12 protein-coding genes are annotated in these 14370 nt (G+C 37.7%); 3 read left to right on the top strand and 9 right to left on the bottom strand.

The features are described from left to right. Positions 1-118 precede the first annotated feature (118 nt). The 7 genes from H9565_RS03290 to mutY form a co-directional block, all read right to left on the bottom strand. Positions 119-1645 (bottom strand): RagB/SusD family nutrient uptake outer membrane protein, encoded by a 1527-nt coding sequence (locus H9565_RS03290; RefSeq protein ID WP_215437446.1) that lies wholly within the window; start codon positions 1643-1645, stop codon positions 119-121. Positions 1646-1666: 21 nt separating this feature from the next. Beyond that, the gene (locus H9565_RS03285; protein ID WP_215437443.1) at positions 1667-4765 is read right to left on the bottom strand and encodes a SusC/RagA family TonB-linked outer membrane protein; all 3099 of its coding nucleotides are present in this window, start codon (positions 4763-4765) and stop codon (positions 1667-1669) included. Positions 4766-5140: 375 nt separating this feature from the next. Further along, complete coding sequence (locus H9565_RS03280; RefSeq protein WP_215437440.1) at positions 5141-6154, bottom strand: GntR family transcriptional regulator; 1014 nt, start codon at positions 6152-6154, stop codon at positions 5141-5143. A gap of 206 nt (positions 6155-6360) precedes the next feature. After that, positions 6361-6915, bottom strand: a complete 555-nt coding sequence (gene gldD, locus H9565_RS03275) for a gliding motility lipoprotein GldD (RefSeq protein WP_215437438.1) — start codon at positions 6913-6915, stop codon at positions 6361-6363. Next, on the bottom strand, positions 6908-8221 hold the full coding sequence (locus tag H9565_RS03270) for a gliding motility-associated protein GldE (RefSeq protein ID WP_215437435.1): 1314 nt from the start codon (positions 8219-8221) through the stop codon (positions 6908-6910). The genes gldD and H9565_RS03270 overlap by 8 nt, the downstream gene beginning before the upstream one ends. A gap of 173 nt (positions 8222-8394) precedes the next feature. Beyond that, positions 8395-8859: a single-stranded DNA-binding protein gene (locus tag H9565_RS03265; RefSeq protein ID WP_215437433.1), complete on the bottom strand. Its 465-nt coding sequence runs from the start codon at positions 8857-8859 to the stop codon at positions 8395-8397. 146 nt (positions 8860-9005) lie between these two features. Beyond that, positions 9006-10037 carry an A/G-specific adenine glycosylase gene (gene mutY / locus H9565_RS03260; protein ID WP_215437431.1) on the bottom strand — a complete coding sequence of 344 codons (1032 nt, stop codon included), beginning with the start codon at positions 10035-10037 and terminating at the stop codon, positions 9006-9008. Between the two features lie 178 nt (positions 10038-10215). Here mutY and H9565_RS03255 point away from each other — a divergent pair, with 178 nt between their 5' ends. The 3 genes from H9565_RS03255 to H9565_RS03245 all read left to right on the top strand — a co-directional run bounded on the left by H9565_RS03255 (position 10216) and on the right by H9565_RS03245 (position 12942). Further along, the gene (locus tag H9565_RS03255) at positions 10216-10506 is read left to right on the top strand and encodes an HU family DNA-binding protein (protein WP_038236075.1); all 291 of its coding nucleotides are present in this window, start codon (positions 10216-10218) and stop codon (positions 10504-10506) included. Between the two features lie 283 nt (positions 10507-10789). Further along, the gene (locus tag H9565_RS03250) at positions 10790-12337 is read left to right on the top strand and encodes an Rne/Rng family ribonuclease (protein ID WP_215437429.1); all 1548 of its coding nucleotides are present in this window, start codon (positions 10790-10792) and stop codon (positions 12335-12337) included. 131 nt (positions 12338-12468) lie between these two features. Further along, positions 12469-12942 (top strand): regulatory protein RecX, encoded by a 474-nt coding sequence (locus H9565_RS03245; protein ID WP_215437427.1) that lies wholly within the window; start codon positions 12469-12471, stop codon positions 12940-12942. 11 nt (positions 12943-12953) lie between these two features. On the opposite strand, the gene H9565_RS03240 is transcribed toward H9565_RS03245, so the two are convergent. Together H9565_RS03240 and H9565_RS03235 are read right to left on the bottom strand one after the other, a co-directional pair. Continuing rightward, the gene (locus H9565_RS03240; RefSeq protein ID WP_215437424.1) at positions 12954-13451 is read right to left on the bottom strand and encodes a DUF6646 family protein; all 498 of its coding nucleotides are present in this window, start codon (positions 13449-13451) and stop codon (positions 12954-12956) included. Positions 13452-13490: 39 nt separating this feature from the next. Beyond that, complete coding sequence (locus H9565_RS03235) at positions 13491-14351, bottom strand: cupin-like domain-containing protein (protein WP_215437422.1); 861 nt, start codon at positions 14349-14351, stop codon at positions 13491-13493. Between the last annotated feature and the right edge of the window lie 19 nt (positions 14352-14370).

Raw genomic sequence — 14370 nt, 5'->3', positions numbered from 1 at the left:
GAAAAAAAATTAAAAACGTCCATGAAAAGAAAGGAATCCAATCTAGAGAGTATTCAAAATTGGATTCCTTTTCAGTAAAATTACTATACTTTTTAGGGAAACCCCAAAAAGAAAATTTTTAATATCCTGGGTTCTGAATCAACAAGCCCTTAGACCTGTCAATCTCCGTAAGTGGAAAAGGAAATACATTGTACTTATCATCCCAAGCTGCTCCAAAAACCTCAGCACCAATTCCCCATCTGGTAATATCAAAATACCTGTGAGGCTCCAATGCAAGTTCTACTCTTCTTTCCTGCATTAACGCATCCATTGGATCTTGTGAACGATCAACAGGACCTAAACCTGCTCTTTCGCGAATATCATCTATCTCGTCAAATGCAATTCCAACATCACCACCTCCTCTGATTAAAGCTTCGGCGTAAAGTAATTTGGCTTCTGCAAACCTGAACCAACGTTCATTGTTAAAATCTACTTGTCCGTTAGCAGAAGAATTGCCCACTACAGCATTTAAAGTTCCTCTATATTTTTTTAGTGTATATCCTGTTGAAGACCAAGCTGGATCGTATTCCAATTCATAACGTGTTCCATCAAAAGAGTAATACATATCTCCCTCTTGGTAAACTGTAACACCTAATCTTTCATCTCCAGCTTCATAGGCGTCAACTAAATCCTGAGTTGGCACCCACTGACCTTGCTTTCCACCTGGAGCACCTCCGGCCGCATCCCAGTAATTTCCACGTGCAGTTCCTTGAGAAGCTTTAAAATCTTCTGAATGCGTATCATCAAAAACCCAAAGGTTATCATCCGAAAACGGTCCACCATACTGAATCTCAAAAATAGACTCTGAATTATTTTCATTGGTATAAGCAAACAATTGCTCATAATCCGGAACCAAAACATAGGGTCCTGAATTTACAACTTCTTCTAATGCAGTAATTGCAGTAGGCCAATCTTCTTTCCAAACATTTACTTTTCCTATATAGGCTTTAGCAGTCCATAAGGTTACCCTACCAGTATTGGACCCGTCCCACTCCGCAGGAAGACCAGCTTCAGCTTCAGCTAAATCAGCCAATATTGCAGCATACAATTCTTCTTGAGTTGCATTTGGCCTAGCCTGATCGTTAATACCAGTTCTAATGTCTAGAGCCAAAGGAGGCGTACCGAACATTTTCATAGCCTGAAAATGAAACCAAGCCCTTAAAAATTTGGCTTCTGCATTAATTATGGTTTTATCCTCTTCCGTTAAGTCATTCTCACCATCTAAGTTTTCAATAACTATGTTAGCTCTGTATATGCCTTCATAGATTTGAGTATACACAGCTCCAAATGGCACATCATTAGAACGAAGTAAGAGGTTATCTATATCCCTAGAAGATGTTCCGTTAACCTCATCTGCGGCCACATCATCCGTTATAGCCAAAGAAATCTTCCAAAATTCCCCTCGTTCACCTAATGTTTCTGTACTTGTACCCCAAAAATCTTGAATAGATGAGTATGAGGCAAAAACAGCTCCATCAAAATCCGTTCTAGTTTTATAGAACTGATTTGTGGTGACACGATCCAGAGGCTCGAGGTCTAATTGATCACCACAGGAGAAAGCTCCCAATAGCGATACAAACGCGAAAAATACAATTATTTTTTTCATAATATTTTTAGTTTTTTAGGCTTAATTGAACGTTACGGATAGTCCTAATTGAAAGATTCTAGGCAAAGGTGACGCTCCACCATCTTGACCTGTTGCCAATGTGAACTCACCTTTTTGGAAACTTTGGGTTCTCCCTACCTCTGGGTCATAGCCAGAATACTTCGTAAACGTTGCCAAGTTCTGTGCACCAACATATATTCTAAAATTTGAAATCATATCATTGGTCCAAGAAGTTAAGAGGTCTTGAGGAAGGTTGTACCCTATTTGAGCGTTCTGGATTCTCAAGTATCCCGCATCTTCTATCCAACGATCAGAGTATCTATTGTTCCCATTAGGGTCGTTCAATGTTAATCTTGGATTAGAACTGGAAGTAGCCGTTCCCTCTCCTGTCCAACGATCTAAGACCTGCGTACTAAAGTTGTTTCCAGAACTTAGATCTTCTAATGCTATCCTTGCTGAATTATATACCTGTTTGTTACCAACACCTCTAAAGTTAATTGAAAAATCAAATCCTTTATAAGCTGCATTAAAGTTTGCACCATAATAAAACCCAGGAAAAGGACTTCCCAATTCAGTTCTATCTTCTGCGTTCACTATTCCATCTCCGTTTACATCTACAAAACGAATGTCTCCAGGTGATGGTGTACCATTTGCATCTGGAACAGCAGCAGCCACCTCTGCATCATTTTGATAAAGACCGTCTGTTTTATAGCCGTAAAAATGACCAAGGCTTGCACCTTCTATAGTCCGGTGCGTGCTAGCCCCGCCAATTCCGGTAACTATTTGGGTAACTTCACCTAAATCTGTGACCTCATTTTTATTGGTCGTAAAATTACCTCCAATAGAATAGGTGAAATCACCTATTTCTCCAGCATAATTCATTGAAAACTCAATACCTGAGTTTTTTATTGAACCAATGTTTGCATCCGGAGCTAAGAAAAATCCAGATACATAAGGTAATGGCAAGCCAATGAGAACTCCATCATTCTCTTTGTTGTAATAATCTATACTACCTGTTAGCTTATAATTAAATAAACTAAAATCAAGACCAATATCAAACTGAGTACTAGTTTCCCAGAATAAATCTTGGTTAGCAAAAAGAGTTGGCGCAGGAGCAACAACCGTTCCCTGATCATCGCCAATAACATATCTTATATTACTATCAACAGAGCTTAAGTAAGGGAAGTTGGTAGGTGAAGCCTGGTTACCGGACTGCCCCCAACCTGCACGGATTTTTAAATCATCAAAAGCTCCTTCCTTAGGAAAGAAAGACTCATCTGAAATTCTCCAACCCAAGGATACAGAAGGAAATACATCTGTTCTATTATCCGGAGAAAATCTTGAAGTTGCATCACGACGAACATTAAAGGTTGCCAAATACTTTCCTTTGTAATTATAAGTAAGTCTACCTAACCACCCTTGCAAAGTCCAAAGATCTGCCTCATTGGCGGCTCCTACAGTTCCTACTGCACCAGTGGATGCAAAGTTTTCATTAAACAAACTCCTACCTTGAACCCTAAGCTTATCAAATCTAAACTTTGTTTGTTCAAATCCGAACAATGCCCCTATGTTATGATCACCAAAAGACTTGTCATATTGTAAAGTTGCCGATGATGTTAACGTTAATTCAATAGGTCTGGACGAAACCAAAAGTGAAGATCCTGTTGAATTATTAAGAACAGCGTCCGAAGTAAAGTAATCACCAACACCTACATTATAGTCAATACCTAAGGAAGGCCTGAATTTCAAACCTTCTAAAATTTGCAATTCTCCATAGAAACTAGCTAATACCTTACGTGTTTGTAACGTTGTTCTAGTATATCTATCATCAGTATTAAAAAGATAGTTACTAGCAGTTATTCCGTTACCTCTAGTTTCAGGGGTAGAGTCATTATACCCAAAAGCTCCATCACCAAAAGGCTGGTAATACGGAGCATTCAATGACGAACGGAAACCGGCGTAAATACCTTGCTCACTCTGTACCTGTCTATCTGTTTGACTTAATAGAATAGACTCTCCAAATTTCAAATACTTACCGACATTGATTTCTGAATTGGCTTTTAAGGAATATCTCTTGAATCCTTGACCCAACTCTATACCGTCTTGATCTAACAATCCACCTGAAATAAAATATTTGGCCTTTTCATTTCCACCACTAACACTTACGTTATGATTTTGAATGAAGCCCGTTTTGAAAATTAAATCTTGCCAGTCAACATATGGACTTCCAGAAAACTCAGAAAGATCTCTTCCCAACTCCCCCTGAATATCAATAAACTGCTCTACATCAAGAACATCTATTCTATCTCTTGTTGTAGCCGTTGAAACATACCCATTATAAGTTACCCTAGCGTCGCCACTTTTTCCCCTCTTAGTGGTAACGATAATAACACCGTTTGCAGCTCTTGAACCATAAATTGCAGTTGAAGCCGCATCCTTAAGAACATCTATGGATTCAATGTCATTTGCATTTAGACCAGCCAACGGGTTAGAATCAGTAGTAGAAGAAGTGTTTACCGTAATATTGGTCGTTTGCACAATAGGAATACCATCAATAACCCAAAGAGGGTCAGTATTTCCAGCTGTTCCCACACCCCTAATCAACACGCTGATAGGTGCTCCAGGATCCCCACTACGGTTTGTAATATTAACACCAGAGATTGTACCTGCCAAAGCTTGGTCCGGACTTGTAATTGGTTTGGAAACAATATCAGCAGAACTAATTGAGCCAACAGCACCTGTCAAATCTGCTTTACGTTGCGTACCGTATCCAACAACAACAACCTCGCTGAGCGCTTGAGCGTCCTCAGACATAGTAACGTTAATTGTTGTCCGACCATCAATGGCCACTTCTTGTTTGGAATATCCCACATAGGAAAATACCAAAGTAGAACTACCTTCTGGCACTTCTATAGAATAATTTCCATCAAAATCGGAAACACTCCCAACAGTAGTGCCTTTCACCAAGACATTTACGCCAGGTAAAACGCCTTGGTCGTCAGAAGTAGTACCTGAAATTGTGGTTTGCGCGCATACAGATGCCACGCCAAAGAAAAATAAAGTCACGAGCACAAAAACATGTGATCGAACCCTATTTAACCTCTTAAAGTTCTGGTTCATAATGAGTAATTTAAGTTAGTAATTGAGTTAGTATTTTATAATTTGCTAACCTAACATGTTGAGTTATGTTAAGAAAGACAGAAAGAGCTGTTGCATATATTTCAGCACAAATGCAATTCAACGTTGTTTTTGACCAAGTTACCCCCTTTTTTTTGAAAAAACCAAAATTTAAAAGGAGACAGCTCCAAAATCATTAACAAAATTAACTAAATCTATGCTACACTATGCTACAGGTCAAAAATAAGTATTTTTTTAATACGAAAAACAATTTTTAAACCTCAAGAATAAGAATTAACTAATTGAGAAGGAAAAAAGTGTGAATTTTTAAATTTGAGAAGTATATTTTTCTATTATCCTCAGGGTCATCCAACCGTATTACAAGGAATTACGCTTGAACAGTTTTGAAGTAACTATAACCTGAGAAGTAACATTGTTTTTTACGTGCTGAGCCGCTAAAGTTGCCATATCCTTAAAATCTGTTGAGATGGTAGTGATGCCGTCAAAGACAATTTCTTTGATTATATGATCATTGTGGGACAACACCCCAACATCTTTACCTACTGACAATCCCTTAGTATGACAATCTTTAAGTAATTCCCAAAGAGACGCATCGTTTATGAAAAAATAGGTTGTTTCCTTTTCGACGGAACCTTCAATATAATCCTCCACAACAACGCCGTTCAAACCATAATCGGCAATAAATCTATGGAATGCGATTAGTATACCTCTTGGATAATCTCTATTTTCCGCATAGAAAAGAACTATTTTCTTGAACTTTTTAATTTCCGGAAGCAGTTCTACCAATTTATCAAAAGTAGTTCCTTCAAACTCTTGCGAAATATAAGAATACTCTTCTGGCATGGGCAAATACCGGTCAACAATCAATAATTTCTGAGGCTCAATAGTTTCAAGAAGTGGTCTAATGGCTTTGTCGGGAATTGGAGCCACCACGTACATTCCATACTTCCCACGAATATTGTTAAAGATGGTTTCAAAAATAGAAACATTATTATGATGAAAGAAGACATCTATCTGATAGCGGTTTCCTAACTCCTTTCTAAAAGTATTGTAAAAATCTTCCTGAAAACGCTGAAAGGAGAATAAAAGCAGGGCTATTCTAAGCGTTACTTTAGTTTCATCACTTATTATAAAATAACCTTTGAGCTTTTTGGACTCTACTAATCCTCTCTCTTTTAACTCTTCATACGCCTTAACGATGGTTTTTCTAGCGTAGCCAACATCAGATACCATTTTGTTTATGGAAGGTAACTTATCGCCAACAGAAATTTCACCAGAATCCAAAGCTTCGATAACACCATGTACCAATTGCTCATGCTTGGTTAAACTATTTACTTCTTTTAGTCGATGGATTATCTGGAGTAAAGACATTAGATCCTATTAAAACAATTATGAAATTTGTAAGTATAATAATACAAATTTATTATAATAAACTTCTATATCGGTCATTTTAAGACAACAAAAGCTAAAAATTTTCATGAAAGCAAACTAGACTTCATATTTATGCTAAATATATAAATCTCAAAAGATTTAATTGCCTAAGATAAACACAACAAGTTTAAAAAATACAGACCTATCTAATTTTTCCACTTTAAAGTCTCCATAATTCCCCTAATATCATTTTGAAGATAAGCAGCCGCAGGGTATATGGAATCATAATTGGGCCTTGTATAAAAATATAGCGCACCGGTCATAAAATTCTTAGTGCTATCCGTTACATAAAACTGAGCTTGTGAAGCCGCATTTCCGCTAACCTCATAGAACATACCATATACGTTGTTCTTCTCATTAACGAAAGGCTGCTCTAAAATACCGTCTGCTTTTACGGAATGTTCGTAACTCAACTTTTGAGCATCAGAAAGCAATTTTTCTACATTGTCATCAACCTTTTTGTAATTGATATAGATTTCGCCCTTCATTTCAGGGTAATCTAAAACTAAAGAAGTCTCCGTATTACTTTTAATTTTCGCATTTGTGTTATAACTGAACATAAAATGCTCTGTTTGCAACTCTCCCTGCTGGGGAGCATCATACTCCAAACGCAACTGAGCTTTGGGCTTGGGCAAAACCTCCTCCTTACATCCAATGACCAATGCGAGCAATATTAAAAGAAATAAACGATATCTATACATTTTGGGGCAACGTTATTTTTATTTGTTTTAACCTCTTTTTATCTGAGCTCTCTACTACAAATTGATAATCGTTAAACGAGATTACCTCTCCTCTCTTAGGAAAACTTCCGGCTATCTCAAGAACAAAACCGGCAATGGTCTCAGACTCTCCTTTTTGTTCTTCAAATTCGGTTTCATTCTCAATTTTGGCTACTCGATAAAAATCCTTTAAGGCAGTTTTACCATCAAAAACGAAATTAAAATCGTCCAATTTTGAAAACACAAGGTCTTCATCATCAAACTCATCACTTATATCGCCTACAATTTCTTCTATAATATCCTCTAGAGTTACAATCCCAGAAGTCCCCCCATATTCATCCACAACTACGGCCAAATGGTTCTTCTTCTCCTGAAACTCTAATAACAGATCATCTAGTTTTTTGTTTTCCGGAACAAAATAAGGTTCACGAATAAGCGTCATCCAATTAAAGGTTTTCCTATCTATATAAGGTAGTAGATCCTTAACGTAGAGCACACCAAGAACATTGTCCATATTTTCCGAAAAAACCGGAATCCTAGAATAGCCATGGGTCTTTATTTCGGACAGTATCTCTAAAAACTTCATATCCTCGCTAACCGCAAAAATATCTATTCTGGGGCGCATGACCTGCTTTGTGTCCGTATTCCCAAAAGTAACTATACCCTGCAATATCTTCTGCTCTTCCTTGGTAGTATCACCTTCTGCCGTTAACTCCAAGGCCTGCGAGAGATGGTCTACACTTAAGTTGGATTTTTGTTTGCCCAATTTGTTATACATAAAAATTGTACCCGCCCTCATCGGGAGGCTAAGCGGACTGAACAAAAAGTCTAGAATATTTAGAGGATAAGACATTAAATGGGCAAATGCTATTCTGTTACGGTTCGCGTAGACTTTGGGTAATATTTCTCCGAACATTAATATTAAAAAAGTAGCGACCACTACTTCCAAAACAAACCGGACCCATTCTAATTCCACATTCGCAAAAAGGGAGTTACCAATAGTACTGAAGAGCAATACAACACCAATATTAATGGCATTGTTTGCAATAAGAATAGTGGCTAAAAGCTTCTTGGGCCTATCCAAGAGTTTAACTATTATATTCCCGCGAACACTTTTCTTTTCTGAAATCTCATTGACATCTGTAGGTGAAAGACCAAAAAATGCAACCTCTGCACCAGAAATGAGGGCAGAAGACATTAGCAGTACAACTAGAATTGTAATTTCAAATGCAAAAGCACCTGTAAAAGTGACAAAATAAGGTACTAAACTAAGGGGGTCAGGGTCCAACAGTCAGAAATTTAGTAATAAAAGGCGGTTAGTGAATATAACTGCGCACCACACCCTTGCTCTAGATATAAATCGGCATTAGGTGATTTTATAAAATTACAATGGTCTGTGTGCGCTTGCTTCATATTTTAATTGCATCTATAGAGGCTACTACTAAAAATACATCTTTTTTCTTAGAAAGGAAGATCATCTTCCTGCTCTGGCCGAACTAAAGGCGCGGCTTTAGGACTACTTGCTGTATTTGAAACGGAGTTTTGCTGTGGTTGTTGCCCACCTCCTTGCTGATTTGACATACTCTCTTTCTTAGTAGTAAGAAACGTAAAATCCTGCACATGCACTTCGGTACTATAACGTGTGTTGCCGTCTTCTCCTTGCCATTGGCGGTTTTTTAAACGCCCCTCTACATAGACCTTATCTCCTTTGCTTAAATACTTTTCACATATTTCAGCAGCTTTATTACGCACCACTACGTTGTGCCAATCCGTATTGGTAACACGTTCTCCCGTTTGCTTGTTCGTGTAGGTCTCGTTAGTAGCAATAGGAAAGCGGCCAATACATCCTCCACCTTCAAAATAATGCATTTTTACTTCATCGCCCAAATGGCCAATTAACATTACCTTATTTAATGTACCGCTCATAATCTACTTTTTTTTTGCAAGTTTGAATCTACAAATATACTTGTTTTTTAACCTCCACTATCAAGTGTTACTGTTACGATTTTTATAATTTACGGATAAAGTTGAAGAAAATAAAAAAACACTAAGGTTCCTTTTAGTAATAGAGCTTACAATTTCTTTAAAAAGTCGGCTATTAATACTGGAACCGGGTATTTTTGTACCTCTGTCATTGAAACACCTTCCTTTAAATCACTTTTGACCTGTACAATCCAGAACGTTGTGTATAAATGTTGATGGGAAAGTTTGTGTACAATAGGGCAGACATTAAACTTATCTATGGAAGCAATACTGATTTCATCGTCCAAACCCTTTACATTTACTAAAAACTCTGCATCTGAAAGCTCTTTTTCCGATTCAATAAGAGGAAATTGCCAAAGATTTTGCCAAATTCCCTTGCCTTTTCGCTGCTCTAGAATGGTCTTTTCATCTTGCGACATGAAAACAACATAGTTAAAATAACGGTTCCGAACCTTGGTCTTTTTAAGCTTTACCGGAAGTTGGTCTACTTTGTTATTTTGAAGTGCAACACAACTTTCATTTAAAGGACATACGCTACAATTGGGATTTTTAGGTGAGCACTGTATGGCACCAAACTCCATGACTCCTTGGTTATAATCACGAATATTATCCGTATCCATAACCTCTCTGGCCAACTTTTTGAAATATTTAACACCTTCCGTGCTATTGATAGGCAAATCAACACCAAAATACCGAGCCAACACCCTGTAAACATTACCATCTACCACCGGTTCGGGTCTATTAAAACATATAGACGAAATGGCACTTGCAGTATAATCTCCCACACCTTTTAAGGACAATAACTCCTTATAGGTATCAGGAAAATTACCACCATATTCATTAACTACCATCTTAGCCGTAGCATGCAGGTTTCTTGCCCTGGAATAGTAACCCAAACCCTGCCAAAGCTTTAAAACTTCTTCTTCCGAAGCATTGGCCAAGTCGTGAACTTTGGGGTAATTGCTAATGAACTTAAGGTAGTATGGAGTACCTTGAACCACCCGTGTTTGCTGCAACATGACCTCTGAAAGCCATATTTTATACGGATCACGGGTACCACGCCAAGGAAGGGTTCTTTTATTTTCTTGGTACCAAGTAAGGATTTTATCTGAAAAGGTCATTTTTACCGCTAGTTCATGCCAAAATTAACGGATTATAAACGGATATACATTACCCAGAATAGCCATAAATTGAAAAGTGATGGTGAACGACTTAAAATTAACCCTTTAGCACAAAAGATTAATTTTAATTTATATATTTGCATCCCAAAAAAATTATACTGAAAATTTAACACGAAAGATGACGAAAGCAGAAATTGTATCGAAAATCTCAGACAAGCTGGGAATTGAAAAAGGAGACGTACAGGCTACAGTTGAGAGTTTTATGGAAGAGGTGAAATCTTCTTTGGAAAGTGGTGATAATGTGTACCTTCGCGGTTTTGGTAGTTTTATTATTAAAACTAGAGCCGAAAAAACTGGAAGAAATATTAGCAAGAACACTACAATTAAAATACCGGCACACAATATTCCTGCATTCAAACCTGCAAAGGTTTTTGTAGAAGGTGTCAAAAGCAACGTACAAGTAAAATAAATATACTAACTTAAAGTAGAATTTTATGCCGAGTGGTAAGAAGAGAAAAAGACATAAGGTAGCTACCCACAAACGCAAGAAGCGTAGGAGAGCTAACAGACACAAGAAAAAATAGTTGCTAGGGGTTGAAATTTTCAACCCCTTCGCTTGTTTTTTCACCCCATACGTTCATTGACATAGAGATTGCAGAAAATCTCGGCGAATTCCAGTAATTCGTTTTAATAATTGTTTAATCTATTTGCCTACTTATTAATTAAGTACCGGCAAATACAAATACATTCAGGTGAATAGAGAATTAATCGTACGATCTAGTTCTGATGCCGTCGATTTTGCACTCCTAAAAGATGGAAAGCTCACTGAATTGCATAAAGAAGAAGACAACAACGATTTTTCCGTTGGTGATATTTTCTTGGCAAAGGTTCGTAAACCGGTTACCGGTCTAAACGCCGCCTTTGTAAACGTTGGTTATGAAAAAGATGCTTTTCTGCACTATCATGACCTTGGCCCACAACTGGCCACTATGCTTAAATTCATAAAAGGCGTGAGTACCAATAAAATTACGGATTACTCACTAGCCAACTTTCCATTTGAAAAAGATATTGACAAGAATGGCGTAATTACAGACGTCATCAAAGCCAACCAGTCATTATTGGTTCAAATCGTTAAAGAACCTATTTCTACCAAAGGACCTAGAATTAGCTCCGAACTTTCCATTGCGGGGCGTTATTTGGTAATGGTACCTTTTTCCGATCGTGTTTCCGTATCTCAAAAAATAGGAAGCAGTGAAGAAAAAGAAAGGTTAAAAATACTGGTAAGAAGTATTAAACCTAAAGGATTCGGCGTCATTATAAGAACAGTGGCCGAAGGCAAAAAAGTAGCGGAACTAGACAAAGACCTAGAAAATTTGTTGGCCAAATGGTCAACAATGTGTAAAAAATTGTACAAGGCCCACACGCCTTCAAAAGTATTGGTCGAGCTCAACAGGGCATCTTCTATCCTTAGGGATATTTTTAATGATTCCTTTACCGGAATTCATGTAGATGATGAAACCCTTCATGATCAGATCAAAGATTATGTGCTAGAAATTGCACCTGGAAAGGAATCTATAGTTAAACTGTATAATTCATCCGTTCCTATTTTTGAAAAATACGGAATTGAGCGACAGATAAAAACTTCTTTTGGCCGTACCGCCAGCATGAGCAAAGGTGCGTACCTTATTATTGAACATACCGAAGCACTTCACGTTGTAGACGTGAACAGCGGTAACCGTTCCAATAAGGCCAAAAATCAAGAAGATACCGCTTTAGAGGTAAACCTTCTGGCAGCTTCTGAAATAGCCAGACAATTGCGCTTGAGAGATATGGGAGGCATTATCGTTGTTGATTTTATTGACATGGTAAAAGCACCGCACAGGAAAAAACTTTTTGACCATCTTCGCGATGAAATGAAAGATGACCGCGCCAAGCATAAAATATTACCTCCTAGTAAGTTTGGACTTATACAGATTACAAGACAACGGGTACGGCCCGAAATGAACATCAAGACCACCGAGGAAAATCCGAATGGTAATGGGAAAGAAATAGAAGCCCCAATAGTCTTGATAGACAAAATTAATGCCGACCTTGAAAAGTTGTTGAAAGGCCCTAAAAAAGATAACGGAATTACACTTAACATTCATCCGTTTATCGCGGCCTATATTACTAAAGGCTTTCCTTCCATGCGTTCTAAATGGTTCTTAGAACACAAAAAATGGATTAAAATTCAACCTAGGGATGCGTATACGTATCTTGAATACCGTTTTAAAGATAAAGACGGTAAAACCATATATTAAAAGTTTTAAAGCGACCTTCGGCAACGATGGTCGCTTTTTTTATGCCTTATATTTAAATTCAAAGTTAGCTTCCTTACTACTTCAAATTGTATTTTTGTTTCTAGATACATTGGCAAAACCAGAATTTCTATATGCATGAACAACGCGCCTATTCCATTGAAGAAGCCAAAAGAAAACTAGAAGGGTATTGCGCCTATCAAGACCGCTGCCACAAAGAGGTGGTTACGAAACTCAAGCAAATGCGAATGATTCCCGAGGCCATAGATCAAATTATAGTTCACTTGATCCATGAGAATTTCTTGAACGAAGAACGTTTTGCCCAAAGTTTTGCCCGAGGTAAGTTCTCCATGAAAAAATGGGGCAGAAATCGTATTGTAAGTGAGCTGAAGCAACGCAATATCTCTAAATACAATATTACCACAGCACTAAAAGAAATAGACGACGAGGCCTATCTAAAAACGCTGGACAGCTTAGCCTTAAAAAGACTGGAGCAGATTACCGAACAAAACCCCTTAAAACGAAAGAAGAAATTAGCGGACTATCTTTTATATAGGGGATGGGAAAGCCATTTAGTCTACGAAAAACTAAAAGAGCTTGTTCCCTAAACTATATTCTTTTATAAAAAGTTGAAAACAGCCCCTATGTTAACCATGAATTGGTTGTGAAGCTTATCGGCAGGTTCCAAATCCTCAATTTTATATTTGGCAATAGGAAAACCTAATTCCGTGTAAATTCCCAAACCGTCCGAGAAAAAGTAACGCGCACCCAAATGAAAACCAAAATTCTTAAGACCTAGGTCCAATCCTGGATAAACATCAACCTCATCACTAAGTCCCACTATATTTCCTAAATGCGCACTAAAACGGGCCTTTGTATCAAAACGCTCCCAAGTACTGGCAGAAACACTCTCATCAATACCCAAAAGATAGGTTGCCGTTGCTCCAATAGATATATTCTCACCCAATCCAAAATCATAAGAAGTCATAATTCCTGTGCCGTGTCCCTGAAAATTGGCCCCAACCTGGAACTTTTGATCATCCCTACCCTCATAAGCCTGAGCCGATAGAAAAGTAGTTGTAAGAAGTAAGCAAACTGATAGAATGTAAAATTTCATTTAAAGTGTGTTTTTATGAAAAATGGATGCTCGAAAAAATTAATTGGACACTCTTTTAGAGGTTCGCTCTATGGCCTTTTGGTTTTTTCGGTCTATCCATTTCTGACCTTGTATTTTTCGCATTAAGATGTCAAAATTACGCATTATGAAAACATTATAAAGCCCCTCGGCAAAATTTATGGGGTTCTTTGGCCAAGACCTTAGACTCATAGAAAATCCAGGAGTTTTGTATTTCATATAATGCCAATATCCTTCGGGCATATATAGCACCTCACCATGGTTCAATTCCGTTTTATAACCGTTGGCCTTTTGCAAGGCGGGCCACTTATTAAAGTCCGGATTATCAAAATCTATGCTTTCATGGGTGATAAGCGAATTGGGCACCTTGTACAAATATTTAGTCTCTGAAGGCGCAAACAAGATACACTCCTTTTTTCCTTCAAAATGAAAATGGAAAATATTGGACATATCTATATCATAATGCATAAAGGTGTAAGAGTCCATCCCCCCAAAAAAGAGCATGGGCAACTTTTTCTTTAAGGTCAATCCAAAATCAGGAAACTCGTAATCCTTTTGAAGCTGAGGCACTTCCTTTAGCACATTCCAAAGAAAGATTCGGTATTTGGTAGGTTTGGCCCTTAGCAAATCAATGTATTCGGACATCTTCATTTGCGCATGCGGCTCATTAAAACCATCTTCATGGTTTACCGGGCGATCATCATAAAGAGGAACAGTTTTATCTCCTGCAACCTCCCGAATATAATCAAGGTTCCATTTTTTAAAAGCCGGCCAATTTTCTATGGCGCGTTCTATCACCACAGGTTTCTGCGGTTTAAAATACTGTTCTAAAAAATCTTCCTTAGAGATTGTTGATACCCTTGGAATAGCCGCTAATTTCAATGGAATTAAGGTTATGTAT

This window comes from Zobellia russellii (assembly GCF_018728565.1).
GTDB classification, from domain to species: Bacteria; Bacteroidota; Bacteroidia; order Flavobacteriales; family Flavobacteriaceae; genus Zobellia; species Zobellia russellii.
Note: the sequence above shows the minus strand (reverse complement) of the source record. Positions and strands in the feature narration are given on the sequence as shown.

What these genes read in the sequence shown, in the direction of transcription:
- H9565_RS03265 (WP_215437433.1), bottom strand. Translation starts at nt 8,859, where the DNA reads ATGAGCGGTACATTAAATAAGGTAATGTTAATTGGCCATTTGGGCGAT.
- gldD (WP_215437438.1), bottom strand. Translation starts at nt 6,915, where the DNA reads ATGTATAGATATCGTTTATTTCTTTTAATATTGCTCGCATTGGTCATT.
- H9565_RS03280 (WP_215437440.1), bottom strand. Translation starts at nt 6,154, where the DNA reads ATGTCTTTACTCCAGATAATCCATCGACTAAAAGAAGTAAATAGTTTA.
- H9565_RS03290 (WP_215437446.1), bottom strand. Translation starts at nt 1,645, where the DNA reads ATGAAAAAAATAATTGTATTTTTCGCGTTTGTATCGCTATTGGGAGCT.
- H9565_RS03240 (WP_215437424.1), bottom strand. Translation starts at nt 13,451, where the DNA reads ATGAAATTTTACATTCTATCAGTTTGCTTACTTCTTACAACTACTTTT.
- H9565_RS03255 (WP_038236075.1), top strand. Translation starts at nt 10,216, where the DNA reads ATGACGAAAGCAGAAATTGTATCGAAAATCTCAGACAAGCTGGGAATT.
- H9565_RS03285 (WP_215437443.1), bottom strand. Translation starts at nt 4,765, where the DNA reads ATGAACCAGAACTTTAAGAGGTTAAATAGGGTTCGATCACATGTTTTT.
- mutY (WP_215437431.1), bottom strand. Translation starts at nt 10,037, where the DNA reads ATGACCTTTTCAGATAAAATCCTTACTTGGTACCAAGAAAATAAAAGA.
- H9565_RS03245 (WP_215437427.1), top strand. Translation starts at nt 12,469, where the DNA reads ATGCATGAACAACGCGCCTATTCCATTGAAGAAGCCAAAAGAAAACTA.